This is a genomic window from Streptomyces sp. NPDC007896 (genome assembly GCF_042959425.1).
Classification (GTDB): domain Bacteria; phylum Actinomycetota; class Actinomycetes; order Streptomycetales; family Streptomycetaceae; genus Streptomyces.
In genome coordinates this window covers 513,571-532,979 of sequence record NZ_JBIBKX010000002.1, presented here as the reverse complement: position 1 = coordinate 532,979, position 19,409 = coordinate 513,571, and the positions used below count along the sequence as shown (strand labels likewise).

Annotated in this window: 16 protein-coding genes and 2 pseudogenes; 8 read left to right on the top strand and 10 right to left on the bottom strand. The window is 71.4% G+C overall.

What is annotated here, in order from left to right:
• Window positions 1–21 precede the first annotated feature (21 nt).
• Entirely contained in the window at window positions 22–1,989 is a 1,968-nt protein-coding gene (locus ACFZDJ_RS10065; RefSeq protein WP_390934351.1) for an NAD-binding protein, read from the top strand.
• A 451-nt stretch (window positions 1,990–2,440) separates the two neighbouring features.
• Here ACFZDJ_RS10065 and ACFZDJ_RS10060 read toward each other — a convergent pair whose 3' ends face one another.
• The gene (locus ACFZDJ_RS10060) at window positions 2,441–4,297 is read right to left on the bottom strand and encodes a prolyl oligopeptidase family serine peptidase (protein ID WP_391057582.1); all 1,857 of its coding nucleotides are present in this window, start codon (window positions 4,295–4,297) and stop codon (window positions 2,441–2,443) included.
• Window positions 4,298–4,450: 153 nt separating this feature from the next.
• Between ACFZDJ_RS10060 and ACFZDJ_RS10055 the strand changes: the two genes are divergently transcribed.
• Complete coding sequence (locus ACFZDJ_RS10055) at window positions 4,451–5,299, top strand: SURF1 family cytochrome oxidase biogenesis protein (protein WP_391057579.1); 849 nt, start codon at window positions 4,451–4,453, stop codon at window positions 5,297–5,299.
• On the opposite strand, the gene ACFZDJ_RS10050 is transcribed toward ACFZDJ_RS10055, so the two are convergent.
• The 4 genes from ACFZDJ_RS10050 to ACFZDJ_RS10035 all read right to left on the bottom strand — a co-directional run bounded on the left by ACFZDJ_RS10050 (window position 5,269) and on the right by ACFZDJ_RS10035 (window position 10,277).
• Window positions 5,269–6,417, bottom strand: a complete 1,149-nt coding sequence (locus ACFZDJ_RS10050) for a hypothetical protein (RefSeq protein WP_391057576.1) — start codon at window positions 6,415–6,417, stop codon at window positions 5,269–5,271. The genes ACFZDJ_RS10055 and ACFZDJ_RS10050 overlap by 31 nt on opposite strands.
• A gap of 128 nt (window positions 6,418–6,545) precedes the next feature.
• Window positions 6,546–7,121 carry a SigE family RNA polymerase sigma factor gene (locus tag ACFZDJ_RS10045; protein ID WP_054231405.1) on the bottom strand — a complete coding sequence of 192 codons (576 nt, stop codon included), beginning with the start codon at window positions 7,119–7,121 and terminating at the stop codon, window positions 6,546–6,548.
• 785 nt (window positions 7,122–7,906) lie between these two features.
• The gene (locus ACFZDJ_RS10040) at window positions 7,907–8,965 is read right to left on the bottom strand and encodes an aspartate-semialdehyde dehydrogenase (RefSeq protein ID WP_101399548.1); all 1,059 of its coding nucleotides are present in this window, start codon (window positions 8,963–8,965) and stop codon (window positions 7,907–7,909) included.
• 34 nt (window positions 8,966–8,999) lie between these two features.
• The gene (locus ACFZDJ_RS10035) at window positions 9,000–10,277 is read right to left on the bottom strand and encodes an aspartate kinase (RefSeq protein ID WP_101399547.1); all 1,278 of its coding nucleotides are present in this window, start codon (window positions 10,275–10,277) and stop codon (window positions 9,000–9,002) included.
• A 298-nt stretch (window positions 10,278–10,575) separates the two neighbouring features.
• Between ACFZDJ_RS10035 and ACFZDJ_RS10030 the strand changes: the two genes are divergently transcribed.
• Window positions 10,576–11,355 (top strand): response regulator, encoded by a 780-nt coding sequence (locus ACFZDJ_RS10030; protein ID WP_390934198.1) that lies wholly within the window; start codon window positions 10,576–10,578, stop codon window positions 11,353–11,355.
• On the top strand, window positions 11,352–12,647 hold the full coding sequence (locus ACFZDJ_RS10025) for an ATP-binding protein (protein WP_391057573.1): 1,296 nt from the start codon (window positions 11,352–11,354) through the stop codon (window positions 12,645–12,647). Before ACFZDJ_RS10030 ends, ACFZDJ_RS10025 begins: the two co-directional genes overlap by 4 nt.
• Here ACFZDJ_RS10025 and ACFZDJ_RS10020 read toward each other — a convergent pair.
• Entirely contained in the window at window positions 12,613–13,113 is a 501-nt protein-coding gene (locus ACFZDJ_RS10020) for an SgcJ/EcaC family oxidoreductase (RefSeq protein WP_391057570.1), read from the bottom strand. The genes ACFZDJ_RS10025 and ACFZDJ_RS10020 overlap by 35 nt on opposite strands.
• A gap of 188 nt (window positions 13,114–13,301) precedes the next feature.
• On the opposite strand from ACFZDJ_RS10020, the gene ACFZDJ_RS10015 reads away from it, so the two are divergent.
• From ACFZDJ_RS10015 to ACFZDJ_RS10005, 3 genes and pseudogenes are all read left to right on the top strand, one after another.
• Window positions 13,302–14,024, top strand: coding sequence for a TSUP family transporter (locus ACFZDJ_RS10015; protein WP_391057567.1), 723 nt, complete (start codon window positions 13,302–13,304; stop codon window positions 14,022–14,024).
• A 36-nt stretch (window positions 14,025–14,060) separates the two neighbouring features.
• Window positions 14,061–14,618, top strand: a pseudogene (locus ACFZDJ_RS10010) (alpha/beta hydrolase fold domain-containing protein); the annotation flags it as partial.
• A gap of 73 nt (window positions 14,619–14,691) precedes the next feature.
• Window positions 14,692–14,835 carry a hypothetical protein gene (locus ACFZDJ_RS10005; protein WP_391057885.1) on the top strand — a complete coding sequence of 48 codons (144 nt, stop codon included), beginning with the start codon at window positions 14,692–14,694 and terminating at the stop codon, window positions 14,833–14,835.
• A 13-nt stretch (window positions 14,836–14,848) separates the two neighbouring features.
• On the opposite strand, the gene ACFZDJ_RS10000 is transcribed toward ACFZDJ_RS10005, so the two are convergent.
• Genes ACFZDJ_RS10000 through ACFZDJ_RS09990 form a run of 3 tightly spaced genes read right to left on the bottom strand, consistent with a single transcriptional unit; the run spans window position 14,849 to window position 16,499 of the window.
• Window positions 14,849–15,508 carry a DUF5063 domain-containing protein gene (locus ACFZDJ_RS10000; protein WP_095853427.1) on the bottom strand — a complete coding sequence of 220 codons (660 nt, stop codon included), beginning with the start codon at window positions 15,506–15,508 and terminating at the stop codon, window positions 14,849–14,851.
• Entirely contained in the window at window positions 15,501–16,100 is a 600-nt protein-coding gene (gene recR / locus ACFZDJ_RS09995) for a recombination mediator RecR (protein WP_095853428.1), read from the bottom strand. The genes ACFZDJ_RS10000 and recR overlap by 8 nt, the downstream gene beginning before the upstream one ends.
• Window positions 16,101–16,157: 57 nt before the next feature.
• Window positions 16,158–16,499: a YbaB/EbfC family nucleoid-associated protein gene (locus tag ACFZDJ_RS09990; RefSeq protein WP_075033091.1), complete on the bottom strand. Its 342-nt coding sequence runs from the start codon at window positions 16,497–16,499 to the stop codon at window positions 16,158–16,160.
• Between the two features lie 302 nt (window positions 16,500–16,801).
• On the opposite strand from ACFZDJ_RS09990, the gene ACFZDJ_RS09985 reads away from it, so the two are divergent.
• The gene (locus ACFZDJ_RS09985) at window positions 16,802–17,542 is read left to right on the top strand and encodes an SLATT domain-containing protein (protein ID WP_168509877.1); all 741 of its coding nucleotides are present in this window, start codon (window positions 16,802–16,804) and stop codon (window positions 17,540–17,542) included.
• A gap of 277 nt (window positions 17,543–17,819) precedes the next feature.
• Here the strand turns inward: ACFZDJ_RS09985 and ACFZDJ_RS09980 are convergent.
• Window positions 17,820–19,384, bottom strand: a pseudogene (locus tag ACFZDJ_RS09980) (substrate-binding domain-containing protein).
• Window positions 19,385–19,409: the final 25 nt, after the last annotated feature.

The window sequence follows — 19,409 nt, the reverse complement described above, 5'->3', positions numbered from 1 at the left end:
TCGACCGACACGACCGCGCACATGGTGGTGGCCGGGGACGACGCCCTGGCGCACCGGCTGGCCGCCGAACTGCGGGGTGTGTACGGCGAACGGGTGACCCTCGTCGTGCCGCCCACCCAGCGCAGTGTGCGGCCTCCTGTGGTCGGGCGGGCTCGGGGCTCGACGCTGTTCGACCGGATGTCCGCGGCGGTGAACCGGGCCGCGGGCAACGGGGAGGGGCCGCAGGGACCGCCCAACCGGACGGCCGAACCCGCCGGTTCCGAGCGGGTGTTGGAGGCCACCGAACTCACCGAGGCCGTACTCGCCGAGGCGGGCGTGGAACGGGCCGCCGCCCTCGCACTCGTCCATGACGACGACGAGACCAACATCCGGGCCGCGCTCACCGCGCGCCGCCTCAATCCGCGGCTGCGGCTCGTCATACGGCTCTACAACCGGCGCCTCGGGCAGCACATCGAGGAACTCCTCGATCAGGCCTCGGCGTTGGCCATGGCCGTGACCGATGGTGAGGGGGACGGTGGCGGGGGGAGCGGGGGGCTCGGGTTCGACGCGTCCACCACCGTGTTGTCCGATGCCGACACCGCCGCGCCGGCGCTCGCCGCGACCGCCGTCGCCGGGACCAGCAAGGTCGTCCAGACCGATGGGTTGATGCTGCGGGCGGTGGAGCGGCCGCCGCCGGGGCCCGGCGAGGTCGCCGATCCCGGGCTGTGCACGCTCGCGCTGCTGTCCGCCACCACCCACGACCCCGCCGGGGCCGACGGTTCGGAAGGCAGCGGGTCGCACGGCCCTCGGCTGCTGCCCGACGAGCGGGCCGTGGCGGCGGCCACCGGCCGCGGGACCGTCGTCCTGGAGACGGTGTCGTACGCCGCGTCCGCGCCGTCCGCGGGGCGGCGCAGTGTCGTGCCCTTCGGCTCGCTGCTGTCGCGGCGGCTGCGCTGGTCGTTCGCCGGGCTGGTGGGGTGTGTGGTCGGGCTGGCGGTCGCGTCGATGCTCGTCACCGGGGAGCCCCCGCTGCAGGCGACCTATCTCACGCTGCTCGATCTCTTCGCCATCAACAACCCCGCCATCGGGGAACCCATCGGGCGGCAGATTCTTCAGCTCTTCTCCGGGCTCGTCGGGTTGTTGCTGCTGCCTGTGCTGCTCGCCGCCGTGCTGGAGGCGCTCGGTACGTTCCGCAGCGGGTCCGCGTTGCGCAAGCCGCCGCGGGGGCTGTCCGGGCATGTGGTGCTGCTCGGGGTCGGGAAGATCGGGACGCGGGTGTTGACGCGCCTGCGTGAGCTGCACATTCCGGTGGTGTGTGTCGAGGCCGATCCGGAGGCGCGGGGGCTGGCGCTGGCGCGGCGGTTGCGGGTGCCGGTGGTGTTGGGTGACGTCACGCAGGAAGGTGTGCTGGAGGCCGCGAAGATTCATCGGGCGCATGCGCTGCTCGCGCTGACCAGCGCGGACACGACGAACCTGGAAGCCGCGTTGTACGCCCGTACCGTGCGGCCCGATCTGCGGGTCGTGCTGCGGTTGTACGACGACGACTTCGCCACCGCCGTGTACCGGACCCTGCGGGCCGCGCATCCGCAGGCGCTGACCCGCAGTCGTAGCGTGTCGCATCTGGCCGCGCCCGCGTTTGCCGGGGCCATGATGGGGCGGCAGATCCTCGGGGCGATTCCGGTGGAGCGGCGGGTGTTGCTGTTCGCGGCCATCGTGGTGGGTGGACATCCGCAGTTGGAGGGGCGGACTGTGGGGGAGGCGTTTCGGGCGGGGTCGTGGCGGGTGCTTGCGTTGGATACGGCTGCGTCGGGGGGACGGCGGGGTGGTGAACCCGTGTCCGCCGTGGGGGGCGGTGGGGGCAGTGGGGGCGGGCGGGGTGGTTCCGGGCTGGTCTGGGATCTTCCCGCCACGTATGTGCTTCGGGCGGAGGATCGGGTGGTGTTGGCTGCGACTCGGAGGGGGCTGGCGGAGTTGTTGGGTCGGCGGCGGCGGGAATCGGCGGGTACGTAGGTTTTTGGTCTCCGGGGGCGGGGGGTGTCTGGCTCTGGCGCGGGGAGCGGGGTGGGGGGGGATTTTCTTCGCCCCCGCCGCCCCTACCCGTCCCATCCCTCCGGGGCTCCGCCCCAGACCCCACCAGGGGGCTCCGCCCCCTGACCCCTGCGGGGCTCCGCCCCTGCACCCCGCCAAAGGACGGCCGCCCCCGGACTCCTCGGGGCTCCGCCCCTGCGCCCCGCCAAAGGACGCCGCCCCCAGACCCCTGCGGGACTCCGCCCCCTGCGCCCTGCCAAAGGACGCCGCCCCCGGACCCCTCGGGGCTCCGCCCCTGCACCCCGCCCCCGGACCCCTCGGGGCTCCGCCCCTGTGTCTCTGGGGCTTCGTTCCTGTTGTTGGCCGGGGCCTTTTGGCTGCGGGCCCTTGGGGGCTGGGCGCGCAGTTCCCCGCGCCTCTGGCGGGGGCGGGCCTACTGGGGCAGGTGTCTGTTTGCGAAGTCGAGTTCGAGTTTCACCTGTTTGATGCGTTCGTCGACGACCAGGGAGCCGTGGCCCGCGTCGTAGCGGTAGACCTCGTGGATGGCGCTGCGGGCGGTGAGGCGGGCTACGTAGTTGTCGATCTGGCGGATGGGGCAGCGGGGGTCGTTGACGCCGGCCGAGATGTAGACGGGGGCCTTGACCGCGTCGACGTAGGTGAGGGGGGAGGAGGCCTCGAAGCGTTCGGGGACCTCCTCGGGGGTGCCGCCGAGGAGGGTGCGGTCCATCGCCTTCAGGGCTTCCATCTCGTCGTGGTACGCCGTCACATAGTCGGCGACCGGGACGGCGGCGATGCCGAGGGTCCACGCGTCCGGCTGCGTGCCGAGGCCCAGGAGGGTGAGGTAGCCGCCCCAGGAGCCGCCGGTGAGGATCAGGCGGGCGGGGTCGGCGAGGCCCGACGTCACCGCCCATTCCCGGACCGCCTCGATGTCTTCGAGTTCGATCAGGCCGACTCGGTGCTTGAGGGCGTCCGTCCACTCGCGGCCGTAGCCCGTGGAGCCTCGGTAGTTGATCCGGACCACCGCGTACCCGTGGTCCACCCAGGCTGCCGGGCCCGCCGCGAAGGAGTCGCTGTCGTGCCAGGTCGGGCCACCGTGGATGTCGAAGACCGTGGGCAGGGGGCCCGTCGTGCCCGCCGGCTTCTGGATGAGCGCGTGGACGCGGCCGCCGGGACCCTCCACCCACACGTCCTCCACGGGGACCGAGCCCGGGGACTTCAGGCCGGGGGGATCGAGGACGATCTCGCCCGTCGTCGAGCGGACCACGGACGGCTCGGCCGCCGAGGACCACAGATACTCCACGGTTCCGTCGGGGCGGGCCGTCGCCCCGGAGACCGTGCCCTGCGGGGTGGGCACCTGGACCAGCTCGCGGGACGCCAGGTCGTAGCGCCACAGGTCGCTGCGGGCCTCGAAGCTGTGGGCGATGAGAAGGGCCGAACCGTCGGGGTACCACTCGGCCGCCACGTCGCCCGGGAGGTCCAGGGCCAGGTCCGTCTCCTCCCCCGTCGCCACGTCCCACACCAGCGGCTCCCAACGGCCGCGCCGCTGATGGCCGATGAGGAGGCGGGTGTCCCCGTCCACCGGAGCGAAGCCGAGCACTTCCAGACCCAGCTCGACCGTGCCGCCCTTGGTGTCGTCGAGCTCGGCGACCGTCGAGCCGTCCGGGCGCAGCACCCGCAGCGCCGAGTGCATCGCGTCGCCGTGCTCGGTGTGCTCGACGGCGATCAGGGAGCCGTCGTGCGAGAGGTCGCCGACGCCCGCCGACTCCCGGTGACGGTAGATCTCCACCGGCTCCTCGCCGAAGCGGACCACGTGGATCGTCGAGCCGTCCTCGTCCGTCGAGCGGCCCACGACCGCGGTGCGGCCGTCCCTGCCGATGGCCAGGCCCCCGGGGTAGGAAGGCTCCAGGCCCGGAGCAGCGGGGGCGTCGACACTTCCGGCACCATCGACGGCATCGACCGTGTCCGTGCTCTTGGGAGCGACGAAGCGCTGGCGGCGCCAGATGCCGAACTCGTCGCCGTCCTTGTCGTCGAACCACCAGATCCACTCGCCGTCCGGGGAGAGCACCCCGTCCGTCGTACCGTTCGCCCGGTTCGTGACCTGGCGCTGCTCCCCCGTCCCGCGGTCCCACGCGTACAGCTCGTACGTCCCCGTCGCGTTGGAGACGAACAGCGCGCGGTGCGGCGCGTCCTCCGCCCAGTCGGGCAGCGACACTCGCGGCGCCCGGAAGCGCTTCTCCCAGTCGGGCATGGCTGCCTGGCGCTGCTCGATGGACCCGTTGCTCTCAGTCATGGCCCCATAGTGCCTGGCCCGACCGACCCCGCGCTGGCGAGGTCCCCAGCCTGTGGATAACTTCGCCGATCGCGCCGGGTGAACTCCGGGAAACCACCGGCACGAGGGGCCCCGAAGCCCCGGCGTCGAGCGCGGCACCGTACCTTTGAACTCGTGTACCGGTTCCTGCTGACGCCCCGCTGGTGGGGGATCAACGTCTTCGTGCTGTTGGCCATCCCCTTCTGCATCTTCATGGGGTCCTGGCAGTTGAGCCGGTTCGAGGCGCGGGTGCAGGACCACCGCGCGGCCGGTGAGCAGGCCACCGCGGCCAAGACGGAGGCCGCCCGTCCGCTCGCCCGGCTGCTGCCCGTGAGCACGGAGACCTCCGGAAAGCAGGCCACCGCGACCGGCCGGTACGGCAAGCAGCTCCTCGTGCCGGGCCGCGAGCTCGACGGTGAGCCCGGGTTCTACGTGCTGACGCTGCTGCGCGTCGACGGCGGCAAGGCGCTGCCCGTCGTACGGGGCTGGCTGCCCGGAAGCGCCGACCCGGCGAAGGCGCCCGCCGCCCCGACCGGTGAGGTCACCGTCACGGGTGCGCTCCAGGCGTCCGAGAGCCCGGGGGCGAACGGCGTCACCGCCGCCGGGGGCCTGCCCGCAGGACAGACCGGCGCGATCAGCTCGGCGTCACTGGTGAACCTGGTGCCGTACGAGGTGTACGACGCCTGGATCACCCTCGCGAAGGCCGACAGCGGGATGCGTGCGGTGCCCGCGACCGCGCCTCAGGGCACCGGCCTGGACCTGAAGGCGTTCCAGAACCTCGGTTACACCGGTGAGTGGTTCGTGTTCGCGGGCTTCGTGGTCTTCATGTGGTTCCGGCTGCTGCGCCGCGAGGCGGAGTTCGCGCGGGACGCGGAGCTGGGAATCGTCCCGGACCACGACGAAGAAGAAGCCACGGTCGCCGAACCTGCCGCCGAACCCGCCGCCGACGCCCCTCAGGACGCCGGAAACATCCCCGTCCGGTAGATCGTCCCGGCGCACGCGTTGGACACGGTCGTCGTGGCCGTCGCCGCGCCCGTCGCCGCCGTGTACGACACGGTGACGCTGCCGTCGGCCAGGCCGCCGTCCTCCGTCACCATCTGGGTCGAGGTGCCGGTGCCACCGGTGTCCGTGGCGGTGCCGCCCGTGCCGGTGGCGCCGTCCGTGGTGGTGGTCGGGGTCGGCGAGGGCTGTCCGCCGCCGGTGGTCGGACAGGTCTCCGAGGGCACCCAGGCGAACTTCACGACGTACGAGGCGCTCGGCTTCAGCACCACCGAGGCGACCTCCGTGGAGGGGTCGGGCAGCCCGGTGGCCGCGTCGCCCGCCACATGCGTCACCACGCTGATCTTGGCCGAGTCCGCGGCGCCCTGTGCGAGGGTGCCGACCACGCCCGCGCCGCTGACGGTGCAGCTGGTGGCGGAGACGTTCGAGAGGGTGAAGGAGCCGTAGACCGCGCCGGTGGCGTCCGGGGTGCCGACGGCACTGGTGGCCCCGCCGAGCTGCGCCGGTGTGCACGCGGGAGAGATCGCGGCCGAGGCCGAGGGATCGGGGCCGCCCGTGGCCGACCCGGTGTTCGCCCCCTTGCCCTTGTCGGGCGTGCCGGTCTGGCTGCCCTTGCCCTTGTCCTTGGTGGTACCGGAGCTGCCACCCGCGGAGCTCTCGCCGCCGTCGGGGCCCTTGCCCTGGCTGGTGCCGCCCTGCGCCTGTGAGCTGTTGCCCGCTATGGACGGGTCGGCGTTCGACCCGGAGGCGTTCGAGACATGCACGAGGGCGGGGACGGCGGTGCCGATGAAGAGCGCGGCGGCGGCCACGCCGACGATGGCCTGACGCTTGCGGGCCCGTCGTGCGGGGACCGCACGGCGCAGGTGCTCCAGCGTGCCGTCGGTGGGTTCGATCTCCTGGACGGCCTGGTGCAGCAGCCGGCGCAGCGCCAGCTCGTCCGCACCGAACCCGTCGGAGCCCAGTGCGTCCGGGCCCAGTGCGTGCGGGCCCTGTGCGTCCGGGCCCAGTGCGTCCGGGCCCAGTGCGTCCGGGCCCAGTGCGTCCGGGCCCTGTGCGTCCGGGCCCTGCGGGTGGGGGCCGTTTGCGTCGGGGCCGTGGTTCACAGTTCCGTTCCCAGCTTGCTGCTCGTGCTCTTGCTCTTGCTCTTGCTCGTCTTCGGCGGGCGTGGACCGGTCTGTCGGCTCATGCCACTCATAGGGCTCGTGTCGGTCGTGGTTGTCGCGTCGCTGGCTCATGCCGGGGCCTCCATGGCGACACGGAGCGCGGCGATGCCGCGCGAACCGTACGCCTTGACCGACCCGAGCGATATGCCGAGGGTCTCGGCGACCTGGGCCTCGGTCATGTCCGCGAAGTAGCGCAGGACGAGGACCTCGCGCTGACGGCGCTGGAGGCCCTTCATCGCCTTGATCAGGGCGTCGCGCTCCAGCTGGTCGTACGCGCCCTCCTCCGCGCTCGCCATGTCGGGCATCGGCTTCGAGAGGAGCTTGAGGCCGAGGATGCGCCGGCGCAGCGCGGAGCGCGAGAGGTTGACGACGGTCTGCCGCAGATACGCGAGCGTCTTCTCGGGGTCCCGGACGCGTTTGCGCGCCGAGTGCACCCGGATGAAGGCCTCCTGGACGACGTCCTCGCAGGAGGCGGTGTCGTCGAGCAGGAGTGCCGCGAGGCCCAGCAGCGACCGGTAGTGGGCGCGGTAGGTCTCGGTGAGATGGTCGACCGTGGTGCCGGCGGCCATGCTGTCTTCAGCGCCGTCGCGCTGACTCGGTATGCGGGCGGGCCGCGCTGCAGGCATGGGCGCGATCACCGGCATGCCGCCGGGCACGCCGGGGCTGCGGAGTCGGCGGGGTGGACGCAGGGACGTGCCCCTGGTCTGTACCGCGGTGAATTCGAGAACCTCTGCCACGCCAGTTGGACACGCTTCCCCCCGTCAGGGTTGTACGCGACAGGCATCACATTCGCTCCAGGGTTCACACCGGCCGAAGCACCCGCTCCCACGCACCCCACGACGTCCGTCCCCACGCACCGCACAACGCCTGTCCCCACGCGCCCCACAAGACCCGCCCCCACGCACCTCGCAACGCCCGCCGGACCATGTGCCGGAACGCCTGCCGACGCGACCGGTAGCGCGCCTGGCAGTGCATTGAATGCCCTCATGCGTACTAGCTCATCCCCTATGCCCCGTTATGTCGTGCCGCCCCCGGGCACCCGTTTAGGGCGACCGCAAAGACGCTCCCCGCCCTCCGCGCGGTTGCGGAGAACGGGGAGGGAAATCTTCGAACGCCAAGCGGGTCCTGTACAAGTGGTCCGGACCATTATTCCGGCCACACAACTGACACAGATCCTACAAACGAATCCGGTGATGGCCAGGGAGATTTTGGCCCTCGGACACGCTGAGCAGCGAAACTTACCGGCCATGCAAGACGAGTCTCAGACACACGCCGCCGAAATCGGTTCGCGACGACGGCGGTTGCCTCCGTAGCCTTCGACCATGGACATCCGCCGTACGCCACCGCGTGGAGCCCCCGTGCCGGGGCGGCGGCGTGCCCGAGTGATTCCGTTGAATCCGCGCGCACGCCGCTCCCCTGACGCGGCTGTCTAGAACAGCTCCGCCGCCACCAGTTCCGCGATCTGGGCCGTGTTGAGGGCGGCGCCCTTGCGGAGGTTGTCGCCGCAGACGAAGAGTTCGAGGGCGGTCGGGTCGTCGAGGGCCCGGCGGACGCGGCCCACCCAGGTCGGGTCGGTGCCGACGACGTCCGCGGGAGTGGGGAACTCGCCGGCGGCCGGGTTGTCGAACAGGACGACTCCGGGCGCGGTGGCCAGGATCTCGCGGGCCTTGGTCACGGTGACCTTGCCCTCGAAGCGGGCGTGCACGGTGAGGGAGTGCGTGGTCACGACCGGGACGCGGACGCAGGTCACGGCCACGGGCAGGTCCGGCAGCCCGAGGATCTTGCGGGACTCGTCCCGCACCTTCATCTCCTCCGAGGACCAGCCGTCCTCGCGCAGCGACCCGGCCCACGGGACGACGTTCAGCGCCACCGGCTCCGGGAAGGGGCCCGTGTTGTCGCCCACGACCCGGCGTACGTCACCGGGGGTGGTCCCCAGTTCCGTACCGGCGACGAGGGACAGCTGCTGGCGCAGGGTGTCGACGCCCGCGCGCCCCGCACCGCTCACCGCCTGGTACGAGGAGACCACCAGCTCGCGCAGGCCGAACTCGGCGTGCAGCGCGCCGAGCGCCACGATCATGGAGAGGGTGGTGCAGTTCGGGTTGGAGATGATCCCGCGCGGGCGCACACGCGCGGCGTGCGGATTCACCTCGGGGACGACCAGCGGCACGTCCGGGTCCATCCGGAACGCGCCCGAGTTGTCGACCACGATCACGCCCTTGGCCGCGGCGATCGGCGCCCACTGCGCGGCCACCTCGTCGGGGACGTCGAACATCGCGACGTCGACACCGTCGAAGGCGGCCTCACTGAGCGCCACCACCTCGACCTCCTCGCCGCGCACGGACAGCTTGCGGCCGGCCGAGCGCGGGGAGGCGAGCAGACGGATCTCGCCCCAGATGTCCGCGTGCTGGGACAGGATCTGGAGCATGACCGTGCCGACGGCCCCGGTCGCACCCACGACCGCCAGCGTCGGTCCTGCGGGCCTGCTCATCAGCGGCGGCCAGCGCCGCCGTACGAAAGGACGGTCATCGTCCGGTGCCTCCGTAGACGACGGCCTCGTCGCTGTCGGAGTCGAGTCCGAAGGCGGTGTGCACCGCGCGGACGGCCTCGGGGACGTCGTCGGCACGCGTGACCACCGAGATGCGGATCTCGGAGGTGGAGATCAGCTCGATGTTCACCCCCGCGTCGGACAGCGCCTCGAAGAAGCCGGCCGTGACACCCGGGTTCGTCTTCATGCCCGCGCCGACGAGCGAGATCTTGCCGATCTGGTCGTCGTAGCGCAGCGAGTCGAAGCCGATCACGTTCTTCGCCTTCTCCAGGGCGTCGATGGCCTTGCGGCCCTCAGTCTTGGGGAGGGTGAAGGAGATGTCCGTCAGACCGGTGGAGGCGGCGGACACGTTCTGCACGACCATGTCGATGTTGATCTCGGCATCGGCGATGGCGCGGAAGATCGAGGCGGCCTCGCCCGGCTTGTCCGGGACACCGACGACCGTGACCTTGGCCTCGGAGGTGTCGTGAGCGACACCGGAAATGATGGCCTGCTCCACCTTCTGGTCCCCTTGCTTGATCGGTGCGCTGCTGACCCAGGTGCCCTGAAGCCCGCTGAAGGACGAGCGCACGTGGATCGGGATGTTGTAGCGGCGGGCGTACTCCACACAGCGGTGGAGCAGCACCTTGGAGCCGGAGGCGGCGAGCTCCAGCATGTCCTCGAAGGCGATCCAGTCGATCTTCTTCGCCTTCTTCACCACCCGCGGGTCGGCGGTGAACACGCCGTCCACGTCGGTGTAGATCTCGCAGACCTCGGCGTCCAGCGCCGCGGCGAGCGCGACGGCCGTGGTGTCGGACCCGCCTCGTCCGAGCGTGGTGATGTCCTTCTTGTCCTGCGAGACGCCCTGGAAGCCGGCGACGATGGCGATGTTGCCCTCGTCGAGCGCCGTCCGGATACGGCCCGGCGTGACGTCGATGATCCGCGCTTTGTTGTGGACCGAGTCGGTGATGACGCCTGCCTGGCTGCCGGTGAAGCTCTGGGCGCTGTGGCCCAGGTTTTTGATCGCCATCGCCAGCAGGGCCATGGAGATCCGCTCTCCGGCGGTCAGCAGCATGTCGAACTCTCGTCCGCTTGGCATCGGAGATACCTGCTCGGCGAGATCGATCAGCTCGTCCGTCGTGTCGCCCATCGCGGAAACGACCACGACCACCTGGTGGCCGTTCTTCTTCGCTTCCACGATTCGCTTGGCGACGCGCTTGATGCCCTCGGCATCGGCTACGGAGGAGCCTCCGTACTTCTGCACGACAAGGCCCACGTGCGCTCCTCGCTCAATCCGTCTCTGCACCGCACAACTGCGGTCGGCTCAGTCTAACGAGCGGCCGGATTTCCCTTCCGGAGTATCGAATCGTGAGATGTCCCGCTCACGACGTGATCACTCCGGACCGTCAAGGTCCACCGGGAGTCCACCGGAGTCGTCAGATCCACCGGTTTCGGCAGGGTTGCTCCGGCCGCTCCGAGCGGCACCTGCCCGCCCACACGCCCCGCCACTCCGGAAAGTGCCCCGTGTCACACGACACCGCCGTGTCTTAACTCTCAAGCACTAAGGTTCGGCTGTGCGCGTACTCCTGGTGGAAGACGATCAGCCGGTCGCCGAGTCACTGCGGCGCGGGCTGCTGCGCTACGGCTTCCAGGTCGAGTGGGTCACGACCGGCCACGCGGCACTGGCCCACCAGGGCCCGTACGACGTCGTCCTCCTCGACCTCGGCCTGCCCGACACCGACGGCCTCGACGTCTGCAAGGCGCTGCGGACCCGCGGTGACGTGCCGATCATCGTGATCAGCGCGCGCAGCGACGAGACCGACCGGGTGGTGGGTCTGGAGATAGGCGCCGACGACTACGTCTCCAAGCCCTTCGGCGTACGGGAGGTCATCGCGCGGATAAGGGCGGTGATGCGGCGCGTCCGGCCCCGTACGGAGACGTCGGCGGGCCCCGACCGGTACGGGCCCCGGCTCACCGTCGACCGCAAGGCCGCCCGGGTCCGCCTCGACGGCGTCGAGGTGGCGCTCGCGCCCAAGGAGTACGACCTGCTCGCCTTCCTCACCGAGGAGCCCGGCGCGCTGATGTCACGCGAACAGATCATGGAAGCGGTCTGGGACGCGAACTGGTTCGGCCCGACGAAGACGCTCGACGTCCATGTCGCCGCACTGCGGCGCAAGCTCGCGGGGGCGATCACCATCGAGGCGGTACGGGGGGTCGGGTTCCGTCTGGAGGTCGTACGGGATCCGGTGCCGGACTCGAAGACGACCCCGGACCCGGACCCGGTCTCGGCTCCGGCCTCGATCCCGGGCCCGCAGTCGGCCCACGCCCCGGATCAGGGCGCGCCCGGCTCATGATCCGGCAGCTCATCGTCAGTTACGTCCTGCTGGTGGCCGTCGCGCTGACCGCGTTCACGGTGCCGGTGGCCTTCACGCTGACCTCGCAGCTGCGCGGCGACACCGAGGCCTCGGTGCGCCGGGAAGCGACCACGATGGCACTCGTGCTGGCGCAGGGCGATCCCGCCTCACGGGCCGCGCTGAACCGGCTGGCGACCGCGTACGCCGACCAGACGCCCGGCCATGTGGAGGTGCTCCCGGCCTCCGGCACGGACGGGACGGACACGGCGCGCTGGGGCGACGGCGCGCTGCGGGTGACGGTTCCGGCGATCAGGGACAACCACATCGTGGGCGCGGTGCGCGTCACGTACCCGACCTCCGATCTGACCGCCCGGCTGTGGCGGATCTGGGGCTTCCGGGCGATCCTCGCCGTCGGTGTGCTGGCGGTGGCCGCCGGGCTCGGCGCGCTGGTGGCACGCCGGCTGACCCGGCCGCTGCGCCAGCTCAACGAGATGGCGAGCAAGTTCGGCGACGGGGATCTGACCGCGCGCTCACCGGTGACCGGACCGCCGGAGACCCAGCGCCTGGCCCGCACCCTCAACTCGGGCGCGGAACGCCTGGACACCCTCATCGACTCCCAGCGGATCTTCGTCGCCGACGCCTCCCACCAGCTCCGTACCCCGCTCACGGCGTTGCGCCTGTCCCTCGACAACATCGCGGACGGGGTCGAGGACGAGTTCGTGCGCGAGGACGTGGACCAGGCCACCGCCGAGGTCGTCCGGATGAGCCGGCTGGTGAACGGGCTGCTCGTGCTCGCCCGTGCCGAGGCGAAGGTCTCGGCGGCGGAGGCGCTGCCGCTGCGGGAGCTGGTGGAGAACCGGCTCACGGTGTGGCGGCCGGCCGCCGAGGAGCGCGGGGTCACCATCGCGCAGGAGGGGGATCTCGGCGGCCGGTCGCTCGTGCTGGCCAGTCCCGGCCACCTCGACCAGGTGCTGGACAACATCCTGTCGAACGCCCTGGAGGTTTCCCCGGACGGTTCGGTGATCACCGTGAAGGTGGCGGGCCGCCCCGACGAGGTGGTGCTCTCGGTGCTCGACCAGGGCCCCGGCATGTCCGACGCGGAGAAGGCCCGCGCCTTCGACCGCTTCTGGCGCGGTCAGGGCCTGACCGGGCGCTCCGGCTCCGGGCTCGGCCTCTCCATCGTCAAACAGCTGGTGACGGACGACGGCGGGACCGTGGCCCTGCGCGACGCGCCCGGCGGCGGGCTGTGGGTGGCCGTCAGCCTTCGGGCATCACCGAGGAGTGGTGGTTGACGATCAGCCACTTGCCGCCGCGCTTCTCGTACTCGTACGTGTAGCGGGCCTCGACGGTGCGCTTGGCCCCGGTACCCGGGTCGGTGAGCGTGAACGCGTACAGGCCGGTGTCGATGGCGGAGTTCTCGTCGAGGACGTTGACGATCGTCTCGATCTTCTTGCCGACCGGCTTGTTCTCGAGGAAGTGCTCGAAGTAGTCGACGATCTCGGCATGCGTGTCGCGGATCTTGTGGGAGACGGTGGGCAGCAGGACGGCGTCGGAGGCGTAGCGGTCGGCCACCTTGTCCGGGTCGCCGGTCTTCAGCGCGGCGTTCCAGCCGTCGAAGAGCGCGGCGATCCGCGCCTTGGTGGGCGGCTTCTGCGGGGCCGCGCCGGCCGACGTGCCGATCCCGACGCCCACGGCGCCCGCCGCGACGAGGGTGGAGACGGTGATGACGGCGGCGCGCTTGCGTATCTGGCGCTTCATGAAAACTCCAGTGCGGTGGGGGTACTTGCGGGTGCTCCGCTTGCTGTGGAAGCGACTCCAGCCTCTCTTCGCGCCGGTTAGGGGCCGTCCAGCGGACGTGCAGGGCTGATCCAACTCACGGCCAACTCACGCTGCGCGAGGGGGTGGTGACGGGCGTGTGGGGGTGCCGGGTGGGGTAAGGGGCGTGGATGACGGGCGAGTTGATGCTGGGCGAGATCGTGCTGTTGGGGTCCTGTGTGCAATGGCTGACCGGGATGGGCTTCGCGCTCGTCGCCGTGCCGGCGCTGGTGCTGCTGCTCGGGCCGGCCGAGGGTGTCGTCCTCGCGAACTGCGTCGCCGGGGCGATCTGTGTCGTGGGGCTGGCCGGTGGGTGGCGGCGGGTGCGGCCGCGCGCCATGGTGCCGTTGTGCCTGGCGGCGGCGCTCACCGTGCCGGTGGGCAGCTGGGTCGCGCGACGGCTGCCGCCGGCCGCGCTGTTGGTTTTCATGGGCGCGCTGGTGACGGTCGCCGTGGTCGTGGTCATGCGGGGCGTCCGGCTGCCCGCGCTGCGTGGCACGCGGGGTGCGGTGGCCGCGGGGGCGGCGGGCGGGTTCATGAACTCGGCGGCGGGGGTGGGGGGTCCGCCGGTCTCCCTGTACGCCCTCAACGCGGGGTGGACGGTGCGGGAGTTCGTGCCGAACGCGCTGTTCTACGGGGTGGTGGTGAACGCCTTCTCGGTGGCCTCGAACGGCGTTCCGCACCTGGGGCCGGTGCGGTGGGGGGTCGTGGGGACGGGGATGGTGGTGGGGGCGTCGATCGGGAGGGTGCTTGCCGATCGGGTGCCGGAGCAGCGGGCGCGGGTGCTGGTTCTGTTGCTGGCGTTGGCCGGCGGGCTCACCACGTTGGGGAAGGGGTTGTGGGGGTTGGGGTGAGCTGTGGTGGGGCGCCAATGTCGGTGGTGGGGGCCAATGTCGGTGGTGGGGGCCAATGTCGGTGGTGGGGCGGGGCCGTGCCGGTACGTCGAGCCCGTCGCCGCTGGATCAGACGTGGGCCGGGCATGCGAGCCGCTGCTCGATCCGAACGTAAGCGACGGGCTTGCGACGTACCGGCACGGCCCCTCGCGTCGTATGGCGGCCGCGCGTCGCATGGCGGCCTCGGGTGGTCGGCGGCCGCGGGTAGGCAGTCGTTGCGGAGTGTCGTCGGCTTGCGGCCGGGGGTCGCCGAGCGGGGTGGGGTCGTGCGCCCTCGGCTCGGCCGCCGACTCCGTGGGACTGGCCGCCGACGTGGCCCGGCGTGTCGGGGTCCGTGCCGTCTCGGTGGACTACCGGCTGGCCCCGGAGCATCCGTTCCCCGCGGCCGTCGACGACGCCGTGGCCGCCTATCGCGCCCTGCTCGCGGACGGGACACCCAGCTCCGAGGTCGCGTTCGTCGGCGAGTCCGCGGGCGGCGGGCTGGTGGTGGCCACGCTCGTCGCGCTCAAGGAGGCGGGGCTGCCGCAGCCGTCGTCGGCCGTGGTCTTCTCCCCATGGGCCGATCTGACCCTGTCCGGGGACAGTCTGACCGGCAAGGCCGACGTCGATCCCGCGCTGACCGCCGCCATTGGCCAGCCCGGTCCACGCCGACCTGACGGGGCTCGCGCCCCTGCTCATCCAGGTCGGTTCGCACGAGATCCTGCGGGACGACGCCGACGCCGCGCTGACCTCCGCCGCCGCCTTCACCCGGGCGCACTGGCCCGCCGACTGACCCCGGACCGGGGCTACTTGGACGACCTGATGCCGAGCGGCCCGCCGATCTCCTCGGCCATGACCCGGCCCGCCTCCTCCGCGAGGACCTCCTCGCCGAGGTCCTGGTCGGTGTCGAGGCCGTTGAGGTCGTCCAGGGGCTGGTTCAGACGGACGTGGGCCACCAGGGACTGGAGGGCGCGCAGGGCCGCCGAGGTGGTAGACCCCCAGTTGGAGAAGTAGGAGAACTGCCACCACCACAGGGCTTCGGTGGTGCGGCCCGCGCGGTAGTGGGCCATGCCGTGGCGCAGATCGGTGATGACGTCCGCGAGGTCGTCCGAGATGCGGCAGGCCACCGGGGCCTTGCGCGGTTCGTACGGGTCGAACACCTCGGAGTAGACGTCGATCGGTTCCAGCATGACCGCGAGACGCTCGCGCAGGTCGTCGACGTCCGGCTCCGGACCGAGGTCCGGCTCGTAGCGCTCGTCGGGGACGATGTCCTCGTGCGCGCCGAGACGGCCGCCCGCCAGCAGCAGCTGGGACACCTCCAGGAGGAGGAAGGGCACGGCGGAGTCGGGCTCGTCGCCCTTCGCCACTTCGGTGACGGCGACGATGAAGCTCTCGACCTGGTCCGCGATCTGGACCACGAAGTCGTCGGGATCCTGACTGGTCGCGTGCAGCGTGGCGTCAGACATCTAGGAGTCGTCTCCCCTCGAAGGCGCGACCGAGTGTGACCTCGTCCGCGTATTCCAGGTCGCCACCCACCGGGAGGCCGCTGGCCAGGCGGGTGACCCTGAGGCCCATGGGCTTGATCATGCGGGCGAGGTACGTGGCCGTCGCCTCGCCCTCCAGGTTCGGGTCCGTGGCGAGGATGAGCTCCGTGACCGTACCGTCGGCGAGACGGGCGAGGAGTTCCCTTATCCGGAGGTCGTCCGGGCCGACGCCTTCGATCGGGCTGATCGCGCCGCCCAGCACGTGGTACTTGCCCCGGAACTCGCGCGTCCGCTCGACCGCGACGACGTCCTTGGGCTCCTCGACCACACAGATGACGGTCAGATCCCGACGCGGGTCGCGGCAGATGTTGCACAGTTCCTCCTGCGCCACATTGCCGCAGGTCGCGCAGAAGCGGACCTTCGCCTTGACCTCCATGAGGCACTGCGCGAGCCGGCGGACGTCCGTCGGCTCCGCCTGCAGGATGTGGAAGGCGATCCGCTGCGCGCTCTTGGGACCGACGCCGGGCAGCCGCCCCAACTCGTCGATGAGGTCCTGGACCACGCCTTCGTACACGGACTGCCGCCCTTCCTGGAATCTTTCAGTACGTACGGTAGTTGGCCGCCGCCGGTCTTAGAAAGGCAGGCCGGGGATGCCACTGCCGCCGAGGCCCTGGGCGAGCGGGCCGAGCTTCTGCTGCTGGAGCGCCTGGGCGTTCTCGTTGGCCGCCTGGACCGCCGCGACGACCAGGTCGGCGAGGGTCTCGGTGTCCTCGGGGTCCACGGCCTTCGGGTCGATGACCAGGGCGCGCAACTCACCCGAGCCCGTCACCGTCGCCGTCACCAGACCGCCACCCGCCTGGCCTTCGACTTCGGTGCGCGCGAGTTCCTCCTGCGCGTTGGCGAGGTCCTGTTGCATCTTCTGGGCCTGCTGGAGCAGCTGCTGCATATTGGGCTGGCCACCACCGGGAATCACGATCAGCTCCTGGTCCGTACGGCTGTCTGGACGGGGTTTTCCCGTTCAGCACGAGCCTACGTGGTTGGCGGGGCCGTCGCCCAAGCACTCTTTCGAGTGAGACGATCTCGAAGCCTATACCTGACCAAGACCCTCTTTCAGGCGGAAAAGCTGCGAAACCCGGGCCATCGCCACCCATTGGGCGGTAGGAAGGGGGCGGCGCTTCGGCACCACGCGTCACTTGACATCACACACCGTCACCAGACACAACGTCACCAGCAACATCACCAGCTTCGTCGTCCTTCGCCAGTAGGGAGTGCCGGGTGAGCCAGCCGGAGATGCAGCCCGAGGGGCCGCCCCAGGACGGGCGGGACGACGGGGCCGCGGGGACCCGGCCGGGTGATCTGACCGGCCGGGCGTTTCCGCTCGGGGACTGGGGGGAGCCGGCCGAGCGGCTCCATGAGCTGTACCGGTGGGTGGAGCGGGGGGCGCTCGACACGGCGTCCTGGTATCTCGCGGACCGGGTGTGGAAGCGGCGGGGGGCGCGGGTGCTGCGGGGCGGGGCGGCGGCGGGGGCGGTGGCCGGGGCCGCGCTTCCCCTGCTGGACCTCACGGGAGTGGTCGGCGGGGTCGCCCCCTGGGGGTATCTCGCGCTGTTGCTCGGGGTCGCGTGCGTGGCTGGGGACCGGTTCTTCGGGGTGACCTCCGGGTGGATAAGGGACGTGGCGACCGCGCAGGCCGTGCAGCGGCGGTTGCAGGTGCTGCAGTTCGACTGGGCGTCGGAGAGTGTGCGGGAGGTTCTGGGGCCGACGGAGGGGACCGCCAGCGAGGCGGCGGATCGGTGTCTGGGGGTGCTGCGGAGGTTTTCGGAGGATGTGACGGAGTTGGTGCGGGTGGAGACGGCGGACTGGATGGTGGAGTTCCGGACCGGGCCCGCGCCGCTGGGCATCCAGTCGTCCCTGGCCGGGGTTCCTCGGGGGGAGGGTGCGTCGCCCGGGCGGCTGCCGTTGCCGCCGGGCACCCGCCCGAACATGCCCCGCCAGCGCCCCCCGGAGCCGCGCTAGCGTTCCCTCGCCCCCGCCGCCCCTACCCGTCCCATCCCCAGGGGCTCCGCCCCTTCGACCCCACCGGGGGCTACGCCCCCTGGACCCCCACATCGCCCAAAGGGCTCGTCCTCAAACGCCGGACGGGCTGAAGATGCGCGCAGCGCCCCTCAGGGGCGCGGGGAACTGCGCGCCCAGCCCCCACCGGACCCGCAGCCAAACGAACCCGGGCGGGCGGGGGATGCGGGGCGAAGCCCCCTCCTGCCCGCAGTCAAGCAACGCACCCGGCGTCGAAAGATCAGTTGGTGCCGCAGATTTTCAGGCCCACCGGGGTGCCGCACGGCAGGTGGCCGTGGGTGCGGATGACGTCCTGGCCGTTGCCGCGGCTGATGTAGGTGAGGAAGCTGGAGGCGAGGGAGTCGGCGGGCGGCTGGCCGTAGGTGTAGGCGTACTCGATCTCCCGGTACGGGTAGGAGGACGTGCCGTGTTCCAGGTCTTCCACGGACGCGGTGTGCCCGTCGAGGGTGAGCTGGTGCAGGCCCTTGTAACCGGTGGCGAGGTTCAGTTCGCTGTAGCCGATCGCCCCGGGCAACCCGGCCACGGTGCTCAGCACCTGCTCGGTGGAGTCGAGTTCGCACCGCACCACGGGCGCCGTCGCGTCGTCCTTGTGGACGCAGTCCAGTGAGGAGTTGGCGATTTCGCCCCGCCCCAGGACCCGGCGCTGAAAGACCTGGCGGGTACCGGAGTTGGCGTCCCGGCTGACGAGGAGCACGGGGCGGTCGGGACCCCCGAGCTGCTTCCAGTTCTTGATCTCGCCGCGGTAGAGACGGCGTACGTCGGCCACGGACAGGTTCCGGACGGGCAGGTCGTCGTGCACGACCAGGACGAAGACCGAGACCGCGACCCGGTTCTCGCGCAGCTGCGGGAACCCGCTCGGCTTCGGCCCGTCGGAGAGGGCGATGACGGGCGGCGCGCCCTTCGTGGACTTGGCGCCGGCTTCGCCGAGTTCACGCACCCCCGCCGTGCTCCCGTGCGCGTCGACCACGATGTCGGCGCCCTCGCAGTCCTGCTCGTACTTCTTCGCCAGCTCGCTCATCACGGGCGCGAAGGCGGTCGAGCCGGTGACGGTGAGCGTGCCCTTCTCGCAGCCGATCGGCGGCGGGGAGTCGTCCCGCAGCACGACGATCAGCGCGAGCGTGACGACACACACGGTCAGCAGCACGGTGATCAGCCGGGCCGCCCGGCTGAAGAGGGGCGGCTGGTCGTCCGGTGTCGTACTGCGGTTGGGGCTGACCTCGCCGTCCCGCAACCCGCCGATCAGCCGTATCTCGCGCCCCACGTCCCCGCCCGACAGCAGCACGAGGAGCTTGAAGTGCTCGCCCCGGTTGAGCGGGACGCGCGGGATGCGCAGGACGCCGTCCTCGTAACTGAGCCCCGCGGCGGGCGTGAAGTGGTCCATGAGGTGGTCGGTGCCGGGCGGCTGGGTGACCGACACACCGCGGATCGTGCGGTCGGTGAACACCGCCGTCAGACCGTGGCGTTCACGGCTCGTGTAGTCGTCACCGGCGATGCTCTGCGAACCGTCGTTCTCGATCCGCAGCAGCACGAGGGTCGCGTCCATCATGCCCGGCGTCTCGTCGAACAGCCCGAGCCGTACGTTGGCGCGCCCCGAACGCACGTCGTCGCCTATCGGGTTGTCCATCTGCACCCGGTAACCGATCCTCCCCCACTGCCTTAAGGGCGTGGGCGGTGCCCCCAGCGCCGCGGCACCCGGCGTTCGTACCAGACCATCACCGCGGAGGCGACGACACCGATCACGGCGGTCCCCACGGCCACAATGTTCTCCGCGCTCAGCCACTCCATCGCGAGCCACTCCCCCGAGCCCAAG